Origin of the sequence: Candidatus Marimicrobium litorale (genome assembly GCF_026262645.1) — a bacterium.
Taxonomy (GTDB): domain Bacteria; phylum Pseudomonadota; class Gammaproteobacteria; order Pseudomonadales; family Halieaceae; genus Marimicrobium; species Marimicrobium litorale.
This window is the reverse complement of sequence record NZ_SHNO01000001.1, coordinates 1,509,894-1,532,959: the sequence shown is the minus strand read 5'-3', so window position 1 is coordinate 1,532,959 and position 23,066 is coordinate 1,509,894. Positions and strand designations below refer to the sequence as shown.

Annotated in this window: 19 protein-coding genes; 11 read left to right on the top strand and 8 right to left on the bottom strand. The window is 53.8% G+C overall.

Annotation, left to right across the window (positions count from 1 at the left end):
• Positions 1 to 6 precede the first annotated feature (6 nt).
• The 4 genes from EYC82_RS06845 to EYC82_RS06830 all read left to right on the top strand — a co-directional run bounded on the left by EYC82_RS06845 (position 7) and on the right by EYC82_RS06830 (position 4,203).
• Positions 7 to 921: a sterol desaturase family protein gene (locus tag EYC82_RS06845; protein WP_279248793.1), complete on the top strand. Its 915-nt coding sequence runs from the start codon at positions 7 to 9 to the stop codon at positions 919 to 921.
• Positions 908 to 2,389 (top strand): flavin-containing monooxygenase, encoded by a 1,482-nt coding sequence (locus EYC82_RS06840; RefSeq protein WP_279248792.1) that lies wholly within the window; start codon positions 908 to 910, stop codon positions 2,387 to 2,389. Before EYC82_RS06845 ends, EYC82_RS06840 begins: the two co-directional genes overlap by 14 nt.
• 203 nt (positions 2,390 to 2,592) lie before the next feature.
• Positions 2,593 to 3,408, top strand: a complete 816-nt coding sequence (locus EYC82_RS06835) for an SDR family oxidoreductase (RefSeq protein WP_279248791.1) — start codon at positions 2,593 to 2,595, stop codon at positions 3,406 to 3,408.
• 24 nt (positions 3,409 to 3,432) lie between these two features.
• Positions 3,433 to 4,203: an SDR family NAD(P)-dependent oxidoreductase gene (locus EYC82_RS06830; RefSeq protein ID WP_279248790.1), complete on the top strand. Its 771-nt coding sequence runs from the start codon at positions 3,433 to 3,435 to the stop codon at positions 4,201 to 4,203.
• Between the two features lie 37 nt (positions 4,204 to 4,240).
• On the opposite strand, the gene EYC82_RS06825 is transcribed toward EYC82_RS06830, so the two are convergent.
• Entirely contained in the window at positions 4,241 to 6,751 is a 2,511-nt protein-coding gene (locus EYC82_RS06825) for a sulfatase-like hydrolase/transferase (protein ID WP_279248789.1), read from the bottom strand.
• A gap of 509 nt (positions 6,752 to 7,260) precedes the next feature.
• On the opposite strand from EYC82_RS06825, the gene EYC82_RS06820 reads away from it, so the two are divergent.
• The 3 genes from EYC82_RS06820 (at position 7,261) to EYC82_RS06810 (ending at position 10,491) form a co-directional block, all read left to right on the top strand.
• Positions 7,261 to 8,238, top strand: a complete 978-nt coding sequence (locus tag EYC82_RS06820) for a thiamine pyrophosphate-dependent dehydrogenase E1 component subunit alpha (RefSeq protein WP_279248788.1) — start codon at positions 7,261 to 7,263, stop codon at positions 8,236 to 8,238.
• 10 nt (positions 8,239 to 8,248) lie between these two features.
• Positions 8,249 to 9,256, top strand: coding sequence for an alpha-ketoacid dehydrogenase subunit beta (locus tag EYC82_RS06815; RefSeq protein ID WP_279248787.1), 1,008 nt, complete (start codon positions 8,249 to 8,251; stop codon positions 9,254 to 9,256).
• 62 nt (positions 9,257 to 9,318) lie between these two features.
• On the top strand, positions 9,319 to 10,491 hold the full coding sequence (locus EYC82_RS06810; protein WP_279248786.1) for a dihydrolipoamide acetyltransferase family protein: 1,173 nt from the start codon (positions 9,319 to 9,321) through the stop codon (positions 10,489 to 10,491).
• A gap of 112 nt (positions 10,492 to 10,603) precedes the next feature.
• Here EYC82_RS06810 and EYC82_RS06805 read toward each other — a convergent pair whose 3' ends face one another.
• Complete coding sequence (locus EYC82_RS06805) at positions 10,604 to 11,227, bottom strand: START domain-containing protein (RefSeq protein ID WP_279248785.1); 624 nt, start codon at positions 11,225 to 11,227, stop codon at positions 10,604 to 10,606.
• 710 nt (positions 11,228 to 11,937) lie between these two features.
• Here EYC82_RS06805 and EYC82_RS06800 point away from each other — a divergent pair.
• Positions 11,938 to 12,411, top strand: a complete 474-nt coding sequence (locus EYC82_RS06800) for a hypothetical protein (RefSeq protein ID WP_279248784.1) — start codon at positions 11,938 to 11,940, stop codon at positions 12,409 to 12,411.
• Between the two features lie 21 nt (positions 12,412 to 12,432).
• On the opposite strand, the gene EYC82_RS06795 is transcribed toward EYC82_RS06800, so the two are convergent.
• Entirely contained in the window at positions 12,433 to 13,758 is a 1,326-nt protein-coding gene (locus tag EYC82_RS06795; protein WP_279248783.1) for a cytochrome P450, read from the bottom strand.
• A gap of 260 nt (positions 13,759 to 14,018) precedes the next feature.
• Between EYC82_RS06795 and EYC82_RS06790 the strand changes: the two genes are divergently transcribed.
• Positions 14,019 to 15,047, top strand: a complete 1,029-nt coding sequence (locus EYC82_RS06790; RefSeq protein WP_279248782.1) for an aldo/keto reductase — start codon at positions 14,019 to 14,021, stop codon at positions 15,045 to 15,047.
• A gap of 18 nt (positions 15,048 to 15,065) precedes the next feature.
• Here the strand turns inward: EYC82_RS06790 and EYC82_RS06785 are convergent, their stop codons facing one another.
• From EYC82_RS06785 to EYC82_RS06775, 3 genes are read right to left on the bottom strand one after another with little or no spacing between them, the layout of a single operon-like run.
• Positions 15,066 to 15,953, bottom strand: coding sequence for a TAXI family TRAP transporter solute-binding subunit (locus EYC82_RS06785; protein ID WP_279248781.1), 888 nt, complete (start codon positions 15,951 to 15,953; stop codon positions 15,066 to 15,068).
• A complete protein-coding gene (locus EYC82_RS06780; protein ID WP_279248780.1) occupies positions 15,950 to 16,141 on the bottom strand; it encodes a hypothetical protein in 192 nt (63 codons plus the stop codon). Before EYC82_RS06780 ends, EYC82_RS06785 begins: the two co-directional genes overlap by 4 nt.
• Before the next feature lie 11 nt (positions 16,142 to 16,152).
• Entirely contained in the window at positions 16,153 to 17,946 is a 1,794-nt protein-coding gene (locus EYC82_RS06775) for a redoxin domain-containing protein (RefSeq protein WP_279248779.1), read from the bottom strand.
• A 266-nt stretch (positions 17,947 to 18,212) separates the two neighbouring features.
• On the opposite strand from EYC82_RS06775, the gene EYC82_RS06770 reads away from it, so the two are divergent.
• Positions 18,213 to 20,528 (top strand): efflux RND transporter permease subunit, encoded by a 2,316-nt coding sequence (locus tag EYC82_RS06770; RefSeq protein WP_279248778.1) that lies wholly within the window; start codon positions 18,213 to 18,215, stop codon positions 20,526 to 20,528.
• Positions 20,529 to 20,615: 87 nt separating this feature from the next.
• Here the strand turns inward: EYC82_RS06770 and EYC82_RS06765 are convergent, their stop codons facing one another.
• Both EYC82_RS06765 and EYC82_RS06760 read right to left on the bottom strand, forming a co-directional pair.
• Positions 20,616 to 21,011 (bottom strand): Rap1a/Tai family immunity protein, encoded by a 396-nt coding sequence (locus tag EYC82_RS06765; RefSeq protein WP_279248777.1) that lies wholly within the window; start codon positions 21,009 to 21,011, stop codon positions 20,616 to 20,618.
• 82 nt (positions 21,012 to 21,093) lie between these two features.
• Positions 21,094 to 21,396 carry a YMGG-like glycine zipper-containing protein gene (locus EYC82_RS06760; protein WP_279248776.1) on the bottom strand — a complete coding sequence of 101 codons (303 nt, stop codon included), beginning with the start codon at positions 21,394 to 21,396 and terminating at the stop codon, positions 21,094 to 21,096.
• A 212-nt stretch (positions 21,397 to 21,608) separates the two neighbouring features.
• Here EYC82_RS06760 and EYC82_RS06755 point away from each other — a divergent pair, with 212 nt between their 5' ends.
• Entirely contained in the window at positions 21,609 to 22,970 is a 1,362-nt protein-coding gene (locus tag EYC82_RS06755) for a phosphotransferase family protein (RefSeq protein ID WP_279248775.1), read from the top strand.
• Positions 22,971 to 23,066: the final 96 nt, after the last annotated feature.

Sequence of the window (23,066 nt, the reverse complement as noted above, 5' to 3'; positions counted from 1 at the left end):
CGTCCTATGGAATCCAGCAGTATCAATGAGCAGTTCACCTATATCACGCTGGCGTTATTCGGATTTTATATTGTTTACGAGGGCTTGCGTGGTCGCTATCGAGGCGGTCGTAAAACCGCTAAGGACTGGCAGTTGTTCGGTATGTCGTTGGCGTGGTTGCAGTTCGTTGAGCGACCGATGCTGGTGGTCTGCTCATACTTTACCTATCGCCTGTTGTTTCCCCAGCTGGAGGGCAACTACGGTTGGCTGCAGGACATCTCAGTGGCCACTCTGGTCGGGCTTGTACTGGGCTTTATGCTGATCGACGAGTTTCTGCACGGCGCGATACACAGTTTCGCTCACGCGCGGCGACCAGCGAACAAGTTGCTCGCGAGCATACAGCGCTGGTACAAGGGCGCGCATCGGTTACACCACCTAAACGGCGGTCCAGACGGTAAAGGGCAGATCGGCGCCACTCAGACCATTGTCGTCAGCTGGGGCTGGCCTTTCTCCCTGCCCAATTACTGGTTCGGTACCTTTTGCCTTTATCTCGGCCTTTGGGAGGTGTGGATCTGGGGTACCTCGCTCAAAAGTCTTTGGGGTATCCACAACCATTCCAACCTCACCTATGACATGACGTTGTTGAAGCACCCTAACCCATGGATATCCAAAACCATGTACGCGCTGTGTCACGTGCTGGTATTTCCCAACCAGCATCATCACCATCACAGCCGCAGCAATAACTCTGGCCGCAACATGCAGAACTTTATCGCGCTCTATGATTGGTTGCTTTGGAAGAAACTGGTGATTTCAACAGAGCGTCCCGCCACCTACGGCTGGCGCAAGACGGACGCGGAGGAGGGCAGCGCATGGTACCGCTTCTTTCATCGACCTTTCATGGACAAGTTTTTACCGCGAGGAATGTTGAATGGACGCAGATAACAGCCAGCCCGCAGTAGCGGGAGACCACTATGCGCAGGTTATCGTGGTGGGCGCAGGGTTTGCCGGCATTGGTGCTGCTGTCAAGCTGCGCGAAGCGGATTTTGATTTTCTGGTGATTGAAAAAGGGGAGCAGGTAGGTGGAGTCTGGCGCGATAACGTATACCCGGATTGTGCATGCGATATTCCCTCATCATTCTATTCTTTTTCCTTTGCCCCAAAGCCCGACTGGTCACACTTCTACGCGCGACAGGCGGAAATTCTTGAATACACTGAACAGACGGTGAAGCGTTTCGATTTATGCAACCAGATCCATTTACAGCGCGAATTGCTGGAAGCACGTTGGGATGAAACAAAAAACGAGTGGTGTTTGGAAACCAACGCGGGGGTGTATCGCTGCCGCTTCGTCATTATGGCGTGTGGCCCGATGCACGTGCCGGTTACTCCTGATATCCCCGGGCGTGACAGCTTTACCGGCACGGCGTTCCATTCAGCGCGTTGGGACAAGCAATATAACTTTGACGATAAGCGTGTGGCTGTCATTGGCAGTGGCGCATCGGCTATTCAGTTTTTGCCGGTGCTGCGTAAGCAAGCGAAGCACCTCACGCTGTTTCAGAGAACGCCGCCTTGGGTATTGCCGAAAATGGACATCCCGGTCGCAACAAAGTGGCAGCGGCGCTTCGCCCGCTTTCCATTTTTACAACGTTTACTGCGGCGCTTGCTGTATTTGCAGTTTGAGTTGCTCAACAGTGGTTTGAATCGCCCCGCCATTGTCAAACGTTTGCAGTCGGCGGCTATGCGCAATATACGCAGAGGGGTGAAAGACCCGGTGTTACGTGAACAACTCGTACCTGACTACACTATAGGCTGTAAGCGTATCCTGCAGTCCAATACCTGGTATCCCGCCCTCGCGGCTGACAACGTCTCTGTGACCGGGGGCGTGCGGGAAATCGACGGTGACACCGTGATTGCGGCGGACGGTAGTCGGCATGTGGCGGATGTGATCATTTATGGGACCGGTTTCGAGGTGGCAAACCCGCCGATTGCCGAGCGGATTGTAGGAAAGAGTGGCGATACATTGGCCGATTGCTGGCAGGGCAGCCCCTCGGTCTATTTGGGCACATTGCCCGAGGAATGCCCTAATCTTTTCATGACGTTTGGGCCTAACCTGTATACGTTTTCTTCTGCGTTTGTGATTATCGAAGCGCAGTTGAAGCTGGTGATGAGAGCGCTTACTGAGGCGCGTGATCAGCAGGTGCTCGCCTTCAGCGTCGGTAACAGACGCAACCGTGCTTTCAATGACGAACTGCAGCAGGCGTTGTCCAAGACTGTCTGGAATGCGGGTGGTTGTTCCAGCTATTTCATCGATCGCAATGGCAAAAATAGCAGTAACTGGCCCTGGACAACCTTCAGAATGCGTCGCAAGTTTGCCAGCTTTCGACTGCGAGACTGTGACGTATCCAAAAGCTGATAGCGTGCAGGCAAGCGGCCTGTTGCACCACCAGTCTGTGACGGCGCCGCCTCGAGCAATATTCTCTCTACTGGGCTAGATTCTTAGCCCACGTGCCGAATCACAGAGTGCGTTCCTTGTCCACGTCAGAGGCCGCAATGCTACACTTCTCGCCTTTAGATTGCAGACCCCAATCGCAATGACAGAATGAGGTAGCTCAGCTGATGGCAGATAAGATCAAGCATGCGGGCAATTTGGCCGGCTACTCGGTATTGGTTACCGGAGGCGGTACGGGAATAGGTACGGGCTGTGCGGCGGAGCTGGCGGCCGACGGCGCTGCAGTCACTATCTGTGGCCGGCGCAGAGAAATACTGGAGGCTGCCGCTGAAAAAATTACCGAGGTGGCCGGTTTCGGTGGCTCGGTCCGAGTCGTCACCGGTGATGTGACAGTCGAAGAAGATGTCGCACGTATCGTATCGGCATCGCTGGAAACCACTGGGAAGTTGGATGGCTGTATCGCCAATGCGGGTGGTGGCGGAATGCTGATGGGCTACGAGGCTATGGATACCGAAGAGTTCCTGCGTGTGCTTAATCTCAATATCATAGGCACTATGCTGTGCATAAAGTACACCCTGCCTCACATGATCAAGGCAGGCGGCGGCTCCTTTGTGGGTATGTCCTCTCTTGCGGGTCACGTGACGCACCCGTGGATGGGCGCGTATCCAGTGAGCAAGGCCGGCATCGAGGCCATGATAAAAAATGCAGCGGATGAAAACGGCGCTCATATGGTGCGGTTCAACGCTATTCGCCCGGGTTTTGTTGCCACGGAGATCATGGAGGGTATACCCCGCGAGAGCGAGGTATACGATTCCTATATTGCCAACACCCCGTTAGGTGATGTGGCGGTACCTGATGATATTGGTCACCTAGCCCGATTCCTGGTCGGCCCCGAGTCACGCTGGATTACAGGACAGTGTATCGGTGTCGACGGCGGGCATAGCCTGCGTCGAGGCCCTGATTTTACGAGTTTTAAAGCCTGATCAACACTCAACGGAGATTTCGCCATGGCGTTCAAAGGTAAGGTAGCACTCATTACAGGTGGCGGCAGCGGCATGGGCCGAACAGCAGCCCAGTTGTTGGCAAAGCAGGGCGCCAGTGTAGCAATACTTGATGTCAATGAAGAGGGTATGAAAGAGACGGCGGAATCGAGCGCTACTATCCACCCGTTCGTTGTTGATGTTACCGACACCGATGCGGTCCACGCACTGGTCGAGCAGGTCGAGAGGGATCTAGGGCCTCTTGATCGGATTGCTAATGCGGCGGCGATCATGCCCTTTGGTAAACTGCTGGAGCAGGATCCGAAAGTACAGCTCAAGCTCATGCAGATCAATTACGGCGGCTTGGTGAATGTCGCCACCGCGGCGCTGCCGGCTATGATTCAACGTGGCAAGGGTGATTTCATCAGCTTCTCATCCATGTCCGGAGTGATACCGGGGTTGATGATGGGCGGTTACTGCGCCACCAAGGCCGCAGTGCAGATGTACACGGAGATTCTTTATCACGAGAACATCAACAGCGGCATCCGTTTCGTTTGTGCCTGCCCGCCGCCGGTGTCCACGCCCCTGTGGAAACAGGCCGAGGCGACTGTCATGCCGAAACTCATAGAGGGTGGTGAGACGCTGACACCGGAGCAGGTACTCGAGGATATCGAGCAGTGTCTGGAGCACGGAGAATTCCTCTCCATGCCTGGCAAGGGCACCAAGTTCGGATACAAAATGCGTCGATTCCTTCCCGGCCAGATATGGAAGCACACTCATAAGGTTGAGGGTTTTTAGGGCCTACTCTGAACAACGCATCCCGAGTTAAGCGCTTTTATTGAGTGGATGATAAGTCTGTTCTCCACACGTGGTTGACTAAAAAATATCCCTGGGGGAAGACGAAAAGCAAGCTTATTCTGGCGTGATCCAGGCGGTCTTCGGGAAGGTGAAATTTGAACCCTGAATAGCCGTTCCCTCCGTGAAGGTTTGCGACTTCGGCGCGCTCTATTTGGGCTTCGGTGGCATGTTCAAAATCCTCATCGCTGCGCCAATAGACATCCGTAAGGTCGGCAGGACCGGCAGTGTGTACCGCCCAGCCACTAATTACGCATCTGCCACGCTCGCAGGAAAAGTCATCCACCCAGTAATTTATATCGCCAGTGGGTATCCGGGAGAGTGTTTTTCCGTCGGATAACTGGATGATCTCTTCTCCCTTTTCGACAACCCCGATTTTGGCATCTGTTGGGATGTGACGCAGCACGCAGTTGTCGGGACTGCAGTCGTTGCTGCCGTAGAATTCTATTTGGTTGCGTGCGTTATCGAGGCAGGCAGGATCGAGCAGAGCATAAAAACTGGTTTTCCCCCAGTCTTTGTAGGTTTGCGTTGTACTGCATATTTTCTCATTTACAGCAATGGCGATATCTATGTCTGTGTCATGCTGCCCCCGATTAATAACTGTTCCATCAACCCTGATAGACTGGTACGGGCTGTCTTCGTCAAAGTTTCTGAGATCGGTAATCGCTGACACGAGCTGTATGCGCTCGTCATTTTTTTTTGCTACGGACAGTGAGTCAATCTCTCTCCCAATCATCCACGGTTGTCGTGACACCTTGAAAACTTGGTCGATTTTGTTGTCGCTAAAATACCTTAGCTTGGTTCGGCGGATGTTTCTGCGAGCTGTTATAGAAAAGTGTTGCTCGATATCTGTCTCGCCGAATATGGGGTTTTCAACCACCGATTGTCCATCAAGGGCGATATCGAAATCTGCTTCCAAGACATCCAGTATTGTAGGCACAAGATCGAGTCCGCTGACGTCTCCGGGAGAAATTCCTTTTTTATTGAGCGCTTTGGGATATTTTATAATGAGCGGGACGCGGAACATGTCAAAGCGCGCAACGCCCGCGGGAGCGGAATGTATATCCTTACGTGAATACCGATAGAGGCTCCCCCCTCTGAAACTCACCCCGTGGTCAGATGTGAGAATGATCATTGACTTGTCGTACAAACCATTTTTCTTTAGTGCATCGAGAATTTCGCCAATAAATTTATCGACGTATGTCACTTGCAGTATATGTCTCTGATATCCCTGCAATGCGAGCCAGTCGCTGTCCCAGACTTTTTCCGTTAATCCCGGCAAGTTATCGGGTGAATAGAATTTTCCCTGGGGTAGGCCATCAAAGGGATCATGGGTAAGAAGCGAATGAAAGTAAATGAACGTTGCGTCTGAGGGAGATAGCTGCGTGATTTCCTCAATGAGTGATGTTATATCTCCCAGCGCGCCGGCGCGCCTCTCAGAAAATCTGCGCAATATGTCCGCCGTGGCCAAGATCTCTCCTTTGGCGTTGCTGGTATTGGAAACATGAAAGTTGCCGAAGTCATGTAGCCTGTTCGAAAATAACTCTCTCGAGCCCAGTGAATCAGCATCCAGTAGGTGGGAATACAAAAAAACGACATCAAAAAGAATCCCTGCGAGTCTACCTGTATCGCCATCAGTCCCGGATAAGCAAATACCCGGTTCACACATTGCGGTGCCAGCTTCGTACGCGATTATTTGATAATCTGGTGAAAGCAGACTGAATAGTGTGTCGTCGTAGTTTTGGTATGTCGCTCCGTTAGGAGTTTTTTTGAGTCCGGATAACATCTTCGGAATCGAGGCGACCGTGTGCAAGTCGGGTGCCAGTGCGTCGATATATCTGACGGAATCAGACGAAAAATCTGCAATATTCGGGAAAAGTCCTGCATCTATTTTTCCCCGTCCGTCCAACAGAGTTTTCGCAGGTAGTGCATCCAGAACAATCAATACCACAGGAACTCGGTTGGAGAAGCTGCGCTTGCTTGATTGTTCAGTGCTGGCTGTATCGTTACCCCATGAGATTTGTCCATTGCTTGCGAACGGAAAGATAAATGCTATAAGAAATAGTGGTGTTACATAGGCAAATTGCGCAAGAAATCGCGAGAAAACCACGGACTTCAGGGTAATTGCCAACAGGCATGCTGAAGCAATAGTCGATGTGACCCATGCGATAGCGTGTTTATCGATATAGGCGTGGATATTGGTGTAAATGGCGAGTAAAGAGAGTATGAAAAAAAGCCCGTAGTAGACGACCTGACCGCATGCGAGACCCGCTAGCCTCGCGGTAGTCTGAAAAGTAATTAGAGTCAGAGGAGGAAAAAGAAAAAGTGTGATAGAAAAAACTGCTAGCTCATTAGTGGTGAACTTCCAGGCTACGAAGAACTCGGGACTATTGGAGAAAGTGCCCAGCAAGGGCTGTGAGAGGCCCAGCACAGCAAGGGTAAAAATATGCAAATATTTTTGCGATGAGATTATCTTTTTATCAGACGTCACAGGTCAATTTCTTGAGTGGTTATTGTTAATCACCGGCGTTATAAATGCTCGACGATTTTTAGCAGGAGCATGGTAGATGCAGTCAGCGTTGAGCCTTGGTAATCCGGACGCTGGCTAGTTTACACGGAGAGGTTTGGGAGACAAGGTTGTCTTTAGTAAGTGGATGCCTCAACAATGACGTGCGTCTGTAATGTATTGGCCTGAGTGTGACCAATATGTGGTCGCCATTTCTGCTGTCTATCGGGCTGAGCACCCGGTGGCGCGCTCAAAAATACACGGGCAGGGCGTTGTCCTAATGTGCGTTATAAAGGGCTCGGGCTTGCCGAGATAGTGGCAAATCTGCTGACAGCGGCTTGAAAAAAACAATTCTGATTGTTTTTTTATGGATATTCCCCTATATTCGCATAGCTGGGGAATTTCCCAGATAGTCGCGCGGCCCGGTCATCGGACAACTGTCTGCTGCACCCGCTTGCGTCCCGCGAAATCACACTGAGTGCAGGAGTTGCCACGTGAGCCTACCGAAGGAAAAACTGTTGCGGGCCTACCGCCAGATGAAAACTATCCGGGAATTCGAGGAGCGCACACACGCAGAAATAATGAATGGCCAGATTGCGGGGTTTACCCATCTCTACACTGGTCAGGAAGCGAATGCGGTTGGCGTGTGTGAAAACCTCAGCAACGAGGATACGATCATCTCCACCCACCGGGGTCACGGTCACGTGATTGCCAAGGGGGCCGATGTTATTCCGATGATGAAAGAATTGTTCGGCTCGTCCGAGGGCTTGTGCAAAGGCAAAGGCGGCTCTATGCATGTAGCCGACATAGAAAAAGGCATCCTCGGCGCCAACGGTATCGTGGCCGGTGGTCCGCCCATCTCTGTCGGCGCGGCATTGGCGCAAAAGATACGTAAAAACAACCGCGTCGCGATTTCCTTTTCCGGTGACGGCTCCGTCAACCAGGGAACCTGCTTTGAAGCGATGAACCTCGCGGTGGTGTTGAAGGTGCCCGCTGTATTCGTCATTGAGAACAACTATTACTCAGAGCACACCAACATTGAATACGCGGTGGGTTGCGATGACTTGAAAGCGCGGACCGAGAGCTTCGGTTTTCCGGTGTTTGTTGCCGATGGCGCTGATTTTTTCTCGGTCTACGAGGCAGCGGGCAAGGCTATTGACCATGCTCGCTCTGGTAGCGGTCCCGCCGGAGTTTTCGCTGAAACGGGTCGTTTTCACGGTCATTTTGTTGGAGATCCGCAGCATTACCGTGCAGACGGTGAACTTGACGATCTGCGGGAGAACTCCTGCTGCCTGAAAAACTTTCGTGCGTCTATGGCGAAGTCAGGTGAGCTCAGCCAGGAAGAACTCGATGCGATTGATGCAGAGGTAATGGCGTTGATCGAGCAGTCTGTGACAGAGGCAAAAGGCGCGCCCCGTCCTTTGCCAGAGCAAGTGACAGAAGATGTCTACATTAATTACGGCGCCGCATAGGAGAGTCATCATGTCAGAGAAAACGATGCGCGATGCAATCAACGAGGCACTGCACCAGGCCATGGCAGAAGACGATACCGTTTTTGTTTTAGGCGAGGATGTAGCCGGTTGTAACGGAGCGCCCAGCGGCAAGATCGGTGAGGTCGGTGGTGTATTTGGTGTTACAGCGGGCCTTTACAAAGCGTTCGGCCCTGATCGCTGTATCGACACACCGATTTCCGAGTCGGCTATTGTCGGTGCTGCGGCAGGCGCCGCTCTTGTGGGCATGCGGCCGGTAGCCGAAATTATGTTTGCTGATTTCATCGGGGTCTGCATGGACCAGATCGTCAACCAGATGGGCAAGTTCCGTTACATGTTCGGCGGCAAGAGCACGTGCCCCGCGGTCATTCGCTTCGCCTCTGGCGGTGGTTTTTCTGCGGCGGGACAGCACAGCCAGTCCATGTACCAGGTGATGACCTCGTTTCCAGGCTTAAAAGTGGTCATTCCCTCTAATGCCTATGACGCCAAGGGATTGCTGCTGCAAGCGATCAAGGACGATGATCCGGTGCTGTTTTTCGAACCCAAAGCGCTGTATCAGGAGACCTGTGAGGTACCCGACGAGATGTACACCATTCCCTTCGGAGAGGCAGCCTTTGTGCGCGAGGGTGATGATGTGACGGTTGTGGCCTTTGGCCAGATGGTGAATAAGGCGGCTGCGGCTATCGACGCGCTGGAGTCCGAGGGCATCAGTTGCGACCTGATTGATCCTCGCACCAGTTCACCGCTGGATGAGGGCGCGATACTGGAGAGTGTTGAGGCCACGGGGCGTCTCATAGTGGTCGATGAGTCCCCGCCGCGCTGCGGTCTGACTGCAGATATTGCCGCGCTGGCGGCGGATAAGGCTTTTCACTCTCTGAAGGGCCCGATCAAGCAGGTTTGCGCGCCCCACAGCCCGACACCATTTTCTCCAGAGCTTGAGGCGGCCTACATACCCAGTGTCGACAAAATTAAGGCGACCATCAAAGACGTTCTGGCGTAAAGAAATTCGAGGTAGGGGGCAGATGCCAGGTTGTTCCCTGAATACTTAAAAGAGCAACAGCTATGAGTAACATATACCCAATAGCGGTGCCCAAGTGGGGTATCGAGATGGTCGAAGGCACCATCAACACCTGGAACAAACAAGAAGGAGACAGCATCGCAAAGGGTGATGAGGTCTTCGAAATGGAATCCGACAAGATTGTTAACGTCTGGGATGCTCCGGTCGAGGGCGTACTGCGTCGTATTATTGCCCAGGAGGGTGATACGCACCCGGTGGGCGCTCTGTTAGGCGTTATCGCGGCGGCAGATGTCGACGATACTGCTATCGATGTTTTTATCGAGAACTTCGCGGGTGCAGATGCGGGCGCAGGCTCCGAACAAAAAGTGGATGTGCCGGTGTCTAAAAAAGCGGGAGGCGGCGATGCCGCGACGCGCTCCAGCCCGTCCGTGCGTAAGCTCGCTGAAGAACTGGGTGTCGATCTAAATTTGGTAACCGGTACCGGGCGCCGCGGGCGCATCACCGAAGACGATGTGCGTGAGGCTGTCAGTGAAAGTGGCAATGCGCCCGCCGACGATTACGAAATTATTCCCCTGTCAGCAACACGCAAAACGATCGGCAAGCGCCTTGCGGAGGCGAAGCAGACTATTCCCCATTTCTACCTCACAGTGGAGTATGAACTGGACGGACTGCTCAAACACCGGGAGTCTTTGAATGCCGCGGGTGGCCAGAAGGTGTCCGTCAATGATCTGGTGGTATGGTGTGTTTCAAGAGCGTTGATGCGAGAACCGCGCATGAACGTAAACCTGGTAGGTGATGATATCTATCAGTTCAAGGATGCCAACGTGTCGGTGGCCATTGCCACAGATGACGGCCTGTATCCTGCGACAGTGCGCAAAGCGCAGTTAATGTCTCCGGCGGAAGTCGCTGCAGCTATCGGTGAGCTCGCCGATAAGACCAAGACAGGCAAGTTAACCAAAGACGATATCAGCGGTGGTTCCTTTACGGTATCCAATTTGGGTATGTTTGGTGTTAGCAACTTTACCGCGATCGTTAATCCGCCCATGGGCGCTATTTTGGCGCTAGGTAAAGGTGAACAGAAGATGATTGTGCGCGATGGTGAGCCGACGGTTGCCACCGTGGTCAGTGCTTCACTGTCTTGTGACCACCGTGTAATCGACGGGGCGTTGGGTGCGAAATTTCTTCAGATTCTGGGAGAAGAGATCGCCGCTCTGTGAATGAGCGATCCCGGCCTGCGCGGAGGTCACCGAGTGGTCGCGCATTGTTCAGTACCGAACTGACCCCTTAAAGCGATCTCAACGCCAGACAGTCGCGTTTGGTACTCCTGTGTCAGCCCTCCGCCAGCGCTTTCAAGCGCTTCAGGTCGTTCATAGCGGATTCCGCCAGACGTGCGTTAACGGACTCGGGGGGCAGGTCGCCGCCCAGGTCTGTATGCATGATATAGGTGAACTCCACCTGCTGGTCTGGTAGCACGCGAAGGATGAATTGCCCGACCGATTCGGCGCGCACAAAGTCTCCCGGCGGGTGGCGCGATGAGTCGGTACGTAAATTCACAATGGCGCTCGACGAGTCCGGATCCAGCCGAGTCTGCGAGTGGATAACCATGTCCCGGTCTGTCAGGGGCCAGGGCATGTCCAGTACCAGATAGACATAGCGCTCCTCAGCTGACACCTCCTCAAGCACCTGTGAAGAACGACACATGGCACGCCATTCTGCGCAGCCGCTGCCGTCGCCGAGAAATTCCGTGATGCGAGCCAGTGGGGCGTTTATCTGCACCCTGGCCATGACTTCAAGAAAAGGAGAAGCGTCCACCTCGCGGGTAAAAACTTGCAGTGTGCCGTCCTCGTCCTGCAGCTCCCAGTCAGGTTCTATCGCACCGCTGGCGGCGACAGCAATACTGATCAGGGCCAGCGCTAGTAGCCTTCGGGTTAGTTGTACCAGTGCACCGGGCATGGATGGCCTCCTGCTGCGCGCTTAGTGATATCGGTGGCGGCGTGTGGTCGCCTCATAAGTTGTTATCGCACCACAGGAACACGCCTGCGGTCAAGAATGAAGCGGACGTTGCTGTCGCGCCGGTTTGCACAGTACCCAGACAACAGCCGTGTTCGCGACGAGTTAACCTATCTTTCGCCCGGGAGGAAAGCCTGTGTCATATCGACGTATGTCACCCGTGCTGAGTTGCGCCAAGGCAAGCGTGTTTTTGGCGCGACTCGCAGACATGGGCAGTAAAACCCGCGCATTAAAATCCGTCTTGGCGACGTAATGACCGCGGCCCTGGGCGAGAGTGCGCAGGCTTGTGTGGGCAGGGGGGCGGCACCGGTTGAGCGCATGTGCGCAAAGCTGAGCCCAGGAGACAGCGTCAGGGGTGACACGACTACGCATTGATCTTCGCTGCGGGTGCATCGGGATCTACTTTTTGCGCCAACATGATAAGAAAGATCATTTTTCGCGATTTTTCGAGAATTTAGCGGCATTTTACGCGAACTTTTTCCGTATTTTAAGATCCGTGGTTGCACTTGGATTTCCATTTTTGTGACCCAGTCTGCAAAGGGAAAATTGAAATGACCGGCATAGTTTTGTATGCTTTGTCTACGCAATTGCACCAGTAGTAGCAATACTGACAAAAGCAGACCCCGTCACGGACAAACGCAGAGGTGCGCAAAATGATTTCACAATCAAGAACGTTGACAGCGATATGGGCAGCACTGGGCGTCCTTTTGACGGCACCGGTGAGCGCGCAGGACATTGACACCGCTGCCTGCGAAAATCTCCAAAGGGAAATCAACCACTATTCTGACCTGACTTACAAAGGCGGCCAGCCGCGGCAAATGCAAGTATGGAAAAGGATGCGCATTGATGCCATTGGTCGTTTTAAATACATTCGCTGTAACAATGTGTTCATGGCTCAAAACGCGCAAGGCACTGGTAATAGTGCGGTGCAGGACGAGACTGTGCGGGAGATACTGGCCGCGATCGACTCCGGCGACGACCTGAGCACTGCGCTTCCTGCCACCGCTGCAGGCGGTAGTTTGCAGGGCGAGTCAGAGGCATCGGGCGCTACGTTGGCGCAGCGAGTGCAAGCGCAACGGACAGAAGCACGACAGCGAGTGCGGCGCGGAGGGAACGCCAACCAGTAGGTATATTGCAAGCGCCGGTGTTCAGGCGCTTCGCAATGTGTACTTCAGCGTACATGGGTCTGACGGTCTGAGAATCAGGGCCGGCATTATTTCCCCATAGCTTTCGGCCGCGGCGGTCAGCGAGAAATCGTAACGGTGCAGGAGGGTCGAGAGAATTGCCTTGACCTGCAGTACCGCAAAACCATTCCCAATGCATTTGCGGCGACCGCCACCAAACGGTATTTCCGCGAAAAGGTGTCCCGAATCTCTACGTTCCGGATCAAAAACGTTCGGGTTGTCAAAATATTTTGGCAGCTTGTGGCTCACGTGCGGGCACACCATAATGTTTTTTCCTGCAGTGACCACGTACCTCTTGAAGGACCAGTCACTCATGACGCGTCGCGTAATGGCGTTCAGCGGCGGATGAAGCCGCAATGACTCGCGAATAAACCCGTCTAGCAGGGGGATATCACGCAATCCTCTGAAGGTCAGTGCGGAGGCATCCTCGAATAGCGCATCGACCTCTGCCAACAGACGCTGCTTATACTGCGGGTTTCGCGCGATCTCCAGCAGTGTCCAGGCAGTGGTGTTTGAGCTTGTATGGTGGCCGGCAAACATAAACCAGATCACCATGCCGGTGATTTCGTGATCTGTCAGGGGGCGGCCATCCTTATAGGTCGCGTCCATATACACTTGCAGCATGTCGTGTTCCGCCTCGCCCCGCTCCCTGCGCAGCCGGACGCGCTCGCGTATCAATTCAACAAGCCTCTCGCGCGCGCGGTCGCGACGCCTGAATCGTTCCGCATCCTGGTAGGGGGCCGTGAGTGAAGAGGGCGCAAGTCCGTCTTCCAGATCGTGGTACAGTCCGGCGAACTCTTCAGTGAGCTGCTGCCTGAAGTCGGTTCCCAGCAGACAATGGGTAGACGTTTTGAGCGTGAGGCGGGTAAATGCGTCGTAAATATCGAGTTCGCCATGCTCCTCCCAGTCACTCGAAAAGGCCTCGGATTCCCGTTCTATAATCTCAGCGTAGTTGACCATACGCTCGTATTTCAGGCCTTTCACCTGCATTTTCAGTTGTTGGCGTTCGATTTCGGGCGGCGCGCCGTATTGTATTCCCTCGCCGAACACGGGCACCATCATCTGGTATGCGTCCGCAGCAGACAGTTGTTCATCCGGGCTGCGAAAAAAAGCCTCATGGGCATCAGGCCCGACCAGCAAAACGGTGTGCAGACCCCCGAGGTTGAATTCACAAATCTCGCCACACTCCTCATAAGCGCGATGCATGAGTGCCAGCGGATCGTTATTGAATTCATCCAGATGGCCTGTCGAAGGTTGGGCGCCGCTGACAAGGGGTATATTGGAAGACATTTGAGCTCCTGGAAGGATACCGCGATATTTATAGTGTCGACTATAATATAATAATGACTACAGAAGCATGTGTAACCCTATGCGCGGATGTGAAAATAGAGTGAGATCCCGAAGATTTTGTCCTCTCGGCAGGCCGTGCTCGTTTCGCCATAGACTCAGATTTATGCGCAGTAGAGTAAATTCACGGTGATGACCGCTTCCGGCGTTACCTACATTCACGGCCTTCTGCGGAGATCGTCGCAAGGTGTGAGAGGGGGATTATGTTAAAGCCTGTGCAATTGGGTAACAGTGGTTTGATGGTATCTCAACTGTGCCTTGGAACCATGAATTTTGGCGTGCCAGGGCAGGGTCACCAGGGAGACTGGACCCTGGATATAGACCAGTCCCGGGAAATATTCCGCACGGCAATTGATAACGGTCTTTTCTATTTCGACTGTGCGGATTTTTATGGAATCGGCGCCTGCGAGGAGGTCGTGGGACGAGTTCTGCGTGAGCTTTTGCCGCGGGAGGAATATGTCCTGACCACCAAGGTTGCCATGCCCATGGGGTCTAATGCCAATACCTATGGGCTTTCGCGAAAGCATATCATCGAGGGTGTCGATCGGAGCCTGCAGCGCCTGGGTCTTGACTATGTTGACCAACTGATCATTCATCGTCATCCCCATGGTTTGCCGTTTCATGTGGAGGTGCCGTTGGAAGAATGTCTTGAAGCGCTCAACGATCTAGTGCGCGCTGGAAAAGTACTCTACCTCGGCGGTTCATCGATGTTCGCCTGGCAGTTCGCCGAATTACAGATGACTGCAGAGCGGCATGGTTGGGCGCGTTTTATTTCCATGCAAAATCATTACAACCTGGTCTACCGTGAAGAAGAGCGTGAGATGAATCCCTACTGTGAGAAGACGGGGGTTGGCATTACGCCGTGGTCGCCTCTGGCGAGAGGGATTCTTACCGGTGCTTACAAGGGCAGCTTTGAGGAGGGCAGTACGGTTCGCTCCTCGGGTACCGACAAAGACCGCACCGCGAGTTTATACAGGGGTGAAAACAACTTTCGAATCGCCGAGCGCGTGGTCGAGACGGCAGCAAAATATGGAAGAACGCCGGCTCAAATCGCGATCGCCTGGCTACTGAGCAAGCCTGGCGTATGCGCGCCCGTGGTCGGCGTCTCGAAGGCTGCCCAGATTGAGGATCTGGTAAAAGCGACCGAACTTGAACTGGAGCAGGCAGATATTGATTACCTCGAGGCGCTTTATCAGCCGCTGGATAACCTTCTCACACTAGGGATGTCCTGATCCACGCGGTGATGTGGCTCAATCGCTTTCGCTCTGAATCTTTTGCCACTGCTCATCGCTGAGGCTGGATATTCTGTTTTGCACTGCGTCGGACAATTTGTCCTTGTGACTGACTAGCAGGCCCTCCACGCAGATAGTTGGAACCCGGCTCGCACCACTTACTGCACCTGGAGCGACGCTCTCGGCGGTGTACGCCGATTGACCCGATTCACTGGACTGGGTAAGCCGTGTGTCCTTGATCTTCACGAAACGGTACTTGTCCGGGTTAGCGATGACCATATCGATCTCTTCCGAGTGGGCGTCTGGCGCATGCACTACCATCACGGCTCTCTTGATATCCGACAAATGGTGAACCCAATCATTGATCATTTCTACCGAATCCCCATAGCGCACAGTCACGTGTTTCAATTGCGGGACCAGCGTTGTCATGTGGTCGAAGGTGACCCTGATACCGCTGTTGGGACTCTTGATGCCCAGATGAAAGCGTTTTGCATTTTCGATGTCCCCCAGGTTTTTGACGCCACTTTTACTGCCGCTGATGATAAACACGCACTCTTCCCCCAGGCGTCTTATCGTCTCGATTGAGGCGGCCTCGCTGGGTCTGTCCTGCAGATAAAACTGCAGGGCATCGGCTTGGGCAAAGGCTATATTGACGGGGCTGTCCGGGTCCATCAGGGCCTTCAAATTACTCAGGGAGCCGGTGCTGGAGCGGTTCTCTACATTAAGGCCTGCATTAATGCCGGCAGCCTTGAGGCGGTTGCCTGTCAGCCAATAGCCACCGCCCTCAAGCCCGGAGCTAATCACAATAGCGTCGCCGGGTGCTCCCTGCTCGCTCTGAGCGAAGCTACTGAAGGATAGGGGCGCCAGCACGCAGAGTAGCGCAATTTTTCGCAGGTATCGATTCACGTGTTCTCCGCATACGGTAGAAGGTGAGGGCAGGATAGCAGGCGCTCTGTTGCAGGGAAAGTAACCGGAGCAACGCCTTTGAGGTCAGTGACACGGGTGCCGCCTGAGCTGGCGTGCTCTCCAGAAGCATCGCTTTGGTGGTGGCAGGAAAAGTCGGGCACTACCGTGCCCTTGTGCATCATCTGCATGCTGTTCGCACCTACAGCCCAGCGACTTCTTCTGCAGTCTCCGCGCCCGTAATAGATTCTGGCGTATCACCCACATAGCGCAGGGTCAAAAAGCCGAAAAACATTTCATGTTTAGTTTGCAGCCCGAACATCACAGGGCGATCAGGATCGGGATTGAAACGGTTCTGCGCAGAATTGTCCATCGCGCCGCGAGCGATCAGTCGGGTGCCCGCGGGCAGGAACTGGGGGTTCTCTAGTTGGTAACTGAACTGCCAGTTGAACTCATACTTGGGCACTGACAGCAGGAGTTCCGAACGGCCATCTGGGTACTCTGCCCAGTAGCTCATGTATCTGCCCCTGTAGTGCATGTGGGGTGTCATACCGTAGAGATAGGCGTCCCGCTCGATCAACATTTCCCCTTCCAGCAAATGCTCTTTGGCGTGGGGCGGAATCATGAAGCGGCGCTGGCCCGCGACACCGCCATCCATAACATAGCTGGGTGGCTCGTCGTAGATATAGAGCCCGACTTCCGTTTCATCGACCGTTGGCTTGCCCGAAGTCGTATAATGCATTTGCAGCAGCAGGTTGGAACCTTTGCGTATCAGGCGACCGCTGTTGTCTCGATACTGATCGGGTTGCCGTCCCGGTGCAAAACCACCAATGCTCTCATCCCGTGAGTCACTGTCATTCTTGTTTCTGGAATGCTTGTCGGCGGGGCTGGACAGGTACGTGATGATGTGGTGCAACACCTGCGGGTCGCCGGGAATGAATTCGATCGCGCGTATCCAGATATCCTTGTCGAGGTTCAGTTCTACTGGTATGAAGCGATAGTCGATAATCCCCGTGGCGGGAATCGCCTGCGCGGGTACTTTCAGCACTATGTCCGGTTCCCCCAGGCTCCACTTTGTGTCGTCCAGGTCGACTGCGGCCAAGGGGTCTTCAGCGCCCGCTTCCATAGGCGCTCCGGCATCGATCCAGTGCACCAGAGTCTGCAGTTCGCCCGGTGTCATTTCCACCATGTCTTCGATGGGCTTGCCGACATGCGGATCGATCTGTCCCGGAGGCATCCGACGCGTCATGAGGACTTCTTTCATCATCTTGGACCAGCCTTGCACCATCGTGTGATCAGACATAGACCAGGGGCCTATACCCCCCTGATGGTGACAGCCCACGCACTTATTGATCAGCAGGGGGGCCACATCTGCAGTGTAGGATACCGGTTGTGCCTGGTGCCGCTCCCGAGCGGGGAAGTTGATTAGGCAGCCGGGTGAGTCGACCCGCGTGTTCGCAATGGCCTCGCCAGACAGTGCAGCGTCCAGGGCATCCCTGAGGTAATGCTTGCTGGCATTGGGTTTCTGGGACTCATAGCCCAGACGGTCATCAATGGGGCCGCGATACAGAACCTCGAGTGTTTTTGGATCTATGACGAAAACTTCTGCGGTGCGGTCGACACCCAGTGATTCTGCGACCAACTGTGCTTCATCAACCAGAATAGGAAAGTCGTAACTGAACTCCTGCGCTTCCGCCGCTATCGATTCACGATCGTCCTGTGCCTGGGGGTTGAGCATAAAAAATGCTACGTTCTGGTCGGCATACTCATCTCGCAGGGCCTTCAGCGTTGGTGCACCATTGCGCACGATGGGACATCCATTGCCCTGGATAAATATCACCACAGCCTTGTGATCGTTATACCAGCTTAACTGATGAAACATGCCGTGCTGGTCGAGCAGTGAAAAATCTCCGATGCGCGGAAGAGTCTTCGATGCGTAGCTGATCCCGCAGCACAGACAAGCCACAATCAGGAAGGCGATTCTAAGCAATTTCATGTAAATCTCCTTGGATGCCTAGCAGTAGTCGCGATTATCCGATATTGGATAGTGATGTAACAAGCCTTGAAAAGCCACTGCGGCAGTTTTTGATGCCTGTTTGGCGCGTTTTGCCTGTTGTTCGACCGCATGACGGTGTGGTGTGCGCGACGGCTGTTCTCAGCAGGACCCGCAGTCCCTGGTTTGCGGCATGAATTGCAGATACCTCAAGATAAGGGTAATTCAGTTATGGTATAACAACGCATCAACAATCTATCGCCGTTTTTATGCAGACTTTCATTAATCAACTGGTGAACCAGCGCTACTTGCTCGCAGTACTGACTATTTTGATCGGGGCGGTGGTCAGCTGGGGCGCCGGTCAAACCACCATCGACAGTTCTTTTAATTCGATACTGAGTGAAGACGATCCCTACCGGGAGGAAGTGGATCAGGTAAACGAAGATTTTCCTCCAAGCACAGCCGTGCTTTTCGCTTTTATGCCGAAGGACGGCGAGGTTTTCAGCTTTGAGGCTCTGCGCGCCATGGAAGAGCTGACCAGCCGTTACTCTGAGGTAGAGTACGCGGTATCAGTTGGCTCACTGATTAATCAACGGCTGAACGCAGTGGATGCGGATATCCAGGAGCGGGATTATTTATTGCCGGACCTGACTGAATTGAATGATGAGGACCTCACTTTTATTCGCCAAATTGCGCTTGCTGATGAGGACATTACACAGAATATACTCTCCCGTGATGGCGAGATGGCGCTCGCTGTTATCAAGTACAAAGCCAGTACAGATGATCAGGAAAGCCGACTGAGCGTGGCCCGTTCTGTTGTTCGGCTGCGTGATTCGTTGCGGGAGAACTATCCCGGGCAGGAGATTTACGTGCTGGGGAGGGCGCTGTTCGAGCTGGACAGCTACAACGCGCAGATTAAGGACAGAAACTTTCTTTTCCCGCTGGTTATCGCCGCGACCATCCTGCTGAAGTGGTTTTGTTTGCGCTCTCTGTCACTGTCACTGGCTGTTTTCGCAGTGTCTTTCGCAACAGTCGGTTTGACGGTCGGCACCTACGGCTGGCTGAAGATTCCTTTTAACCAGATATCCAATATGGGGCCACTGGTGGTGCTTACCATCGCCATGGCGGACAGTGTTCATATCGTGTCGGTCTACCTGCAGGGATTGCGTCGCTCCCTGAGTAAGCTGGATGCAATGCGCGAGAGTCTTGCGATTAACTTTCAACCTGTAACGTTGGCTACCATTACCACCGCCATGGGTTTTCTCTGTCTTAATTATTGTTCCTCGCCAGGGATTTACGGTTTTGGTAACGTGGTGGCAATCGGGGTCTGTTGGGCTTTCGTGGTGACATTTACCTTGCTGCCTGCACTAGTGCTCCTAATTCCTATTCGTAAAGTACCCGAGCCGCTCGGTGTAACTGGTTTTATTGGTGGTGTGAGTCGCTTGGTCGAGCGCAGAAGCGGCCTGCTTTTTTGGGCCAGTGTGGTGATCATCATAACCACACTGGCGCTACTGCCTCTGAACAAGATCGATTTCGATCGTTTCAGTTTTGTTGACAAGGACTCCGATTCTCACACGGTCTTAAGTGCGCTGTCGGAGAAGATTGGTAACGATCAGAGCCTGGTCTACAGTATAGACAGTGGCGAATATTATGGGATTACACAGCTCGAATTCCTGCATCAGGTAGAGGCATTTTCACAGTGGTTGGAAGAACAGCCGGAGGCGAGTTTCGTCAGCAGTTATGCGAATTTACTCAAGACGTTAAACAAAGCAGAGCACGATAACGATGAGAGCTGGGCTGTTTTGCCCGAGGACAACCTGCAGATTATCGACTATCTCGTTACCTACCAACTGGTACAGGAAATTGAGCCCCATATGGAGCCGCTGTTCGATCCCGACTACGCTGCGGTTCGGCTGGTTATCGGAACGTCAAATCTGTCAAATGCTGGGCTGCTTGAATTCAATGACAGGATAGAGCACTGGATTGCTGAAAATCTGCCGCCGCAGTATGCCGTTATGCATGGCGATAGAAGCATCCTGTTCGCACGGTTGGACCATTCGATATCTATGCAGCTGTTGCAGGGCTTCAGTCTCAGTTTCTTGCTCATCACTGTCATTATGTTGATTGGACTCAGAAGCTGGCGTTATGGCCTGCTGAGTATCATGCCCAACCTGTTTCCAGCTACCATCGTGTTCGGAGTGTGGGGGGTGGTTGTAGGCGGTTTGAACCCCTACATACTCATGCTGTTTTCAATCAGCATTGGTTTGGTAGTGGATGATTCAGTGCACATGTTGAGTAAGTATATTTTTGCCCGGCGACGAGGCGATAAGCCGGAGCCAGCAGTCAAATATGCGCTGGACCGTGCAGGGTCGGCGATTACGATTACAACGTTGTCGCTGGCGACAGGAACCGTAATACTGATTTTTTCGAATACCTTCTACTACACCAACGTTGCGATGTTGCTAACGCCGATTATTGTGGTGGCGCTGCTGCTGGATCTCTTATTCCTGCCGCCACTGTTGCTGCGATTTGATAACTGGTGGGAAGGGCGGCGGTCACGCAGTGTGACCGCAACTCAGCGCTGAAAGATACGCCTGTTAAAAAGGGTTCAATCGACGCCTCGACAGCTTGTTGTAACCTGCCGGGGCTGGTGAATGCGGTTGTGTGGGGGGCTACTCGGGGCACGGCCACTCGGCGATCAGGGCCCTGAAGGCGCCATCGATGGCTGGCTCCGAGCTGTATTGAGGATTCGCGGACAGGTACTCGACAACAACGGTTACCGCTTGCTGGCGGGTGAGGTCTTGTGGCTCACAGAGCAGGTTCGCATGTAAAGGTGATTGCTCAAGTGCGTTGTCATAGTGAGCAGCGCCTTCGAAAAAGCCGTAGCAGAAGGCTGTTGCCGTCTGGTGATTAGCGTGCGAACTATCGAATGTGCATACCTCGATAAGGTCCTCCGCGGTGTCGATGGCAAACGCATCTGCCTTCTCTGCAAATAGGTTGGCGGAGAATAACCCGGTGCTAAAAAACAGTATGATTGCGCCTGATGTGTTGCGGTTACTTTGCTTCATGGTTCATGCTCCAGTGGCATCGAAATTACGATGCTAGTGTGTCGGGTTGTTTGGCCGTGGTCGCGACGCTGAAAAGTGCTTTCTAGATGCCATCCGCTTCTTGTCTGAGTTGTTCATTTTCAGCGCGAAGACGGGCATTTTCAGAGGCTGTGTCCGAGCGTTTGGAGCGCTGGTCTACAATGTAGCCGCCCGCCGCGCCTACGGCTGCGCCAATAGCAGCGCCCTCGCGGCTGCCACCCAGCAGCGCACCTCCAAGTGCCCCGATCACCGAGCCACTGCCAACACGTTGCTGGGTGTCATTCATGGTGCAACCGCCCGTTAAAATGGCGAGGCCAAGGGCGGCACCAGCCAGATACATTGAAGGAAAGCCTGCTTTTTTGGACATTGTTTTTACTCCCTGCCTTGAAAAGATAGTGTATAGCAGTCTAGCACAGAGATGATGAGCGGTTGTGAAACCGGGATAGGCTGCAGCAGTCTTGCTATTGTTTACAGCTCGCCACTTCGTTCTATAATCAAGCCCAACGTCGCTGCGCTGCATGAAAGAGTGAAAGCTGAAGTTGACGGCGTGACGGCACAGCCATTGATTGAGATGAACGCGTGAGAGAAACAAATACCGATCTTCCTGAGAACCTTTTGCGCTGGGTGGCTGCCCAGGGGCAGGGGAATCTATCGCGGCTTGAGCGACATGTGGCCCGTCGCGAGGCCTGGGTCGTCGATATCGCGCGAGGCGATGGTTCTACTCTGGAGTGTTTTTTACGGATTGATCGCAACCCTCGTGAGGGATCAAATGTATCTTTGCGCCGTGAGGCTTCCATCTGTAACGCATTGCGTCCCTTGGACATACCCGTGCCGGCACTGCTGGCCTGGAACGAGGAGTATCACGCCGCACTGTTCAGCCGGGAAGTGGGGCGTGCCGATATACATGCGCTTGACGATCAACAGCAGCAGCGCAGTGTGATGGAAAACTTTATCGATATTATCGCTCAGCTGCATCAACTGGAGATCGCCGAGCTTGGTTTGGATGAGGTCCTGGGAGGCCCACCAGACACGCCGGCCCGCTGTGCTCTGGACGATGTCGATCATCAGCTGGAGCAATTTAGCCGATTCCTGGCGCATTACAATGACCCCCTGATTAGTTACGGTGTGCAGTGGCTGCGGCGCTATGTGCCCACTCAGGTATCCCGTGTCTCGCTAGTGCAGGGCGATACGGGCCCGGTCAACTTTCTGTTTGAGAAGCACAGGGTTACCGCTGTAGTGGATTGGGAGTGGGGACACTGGGGTGACCCCATGGAGGATCTGGGCAATATCTGTGTCCGAGAGTTTTGGAACCCCAGTGGCGGCCTGCAGGGGCTGTTTCGACGATACGAGAAGATATCGGGTATCCCCTACCACCGCTTTGCGGCACAGTACTACCGCGTGCAGCAGAACGTGCGAGGCATGATACCCATCCATGTTGCGTGCCAGCACTTGCCGTCGGGTCAGTCGTTAGCATGGTACCTGTGCTATCGCTATGTGGGCGATCGCGCAACGTGTGAAGCGCTGGCCGATGCCATGGAAATACCCATTGATCGGCCAGAACTGCCTGCAGAGGTCGCGCCCGGACGATTCGCGCAGGCGGTTTCTGGCTATTTGCGGGACGACATAGCTCCAGAGTTACAGGGGGCTTTTGCCCGCTCCCGGGCCGATGATATGGAAATACTGGTTGAATGCATGGACCGGGTGCACCGCTATGGTGAAACGTTGCGCGCAATAGAATGCGATGAGGTATCCCTATTGCTGGATCGGCCAATCGATGACTATGCGGTGGCAATGGAGCAGTTGAATACCGCGATTTTAAGTGCAAAGCTCGACGATGAGACACTCCTGCCTTATTTGGCTCGACGTGCTTATCGCGATGAATGGCTTTATGCGCCGGTCACGCGGCTTTATCCAGATCGGCGCTGGTCGGCGCTGGACTGATGATACGGTGCCGGCGCTGTTCGAACGTTATGAATATCGTCGAAACGACTGAACGGAGGTGGCACGCGGCGCGTACATATTAAGCGGGACGCACTG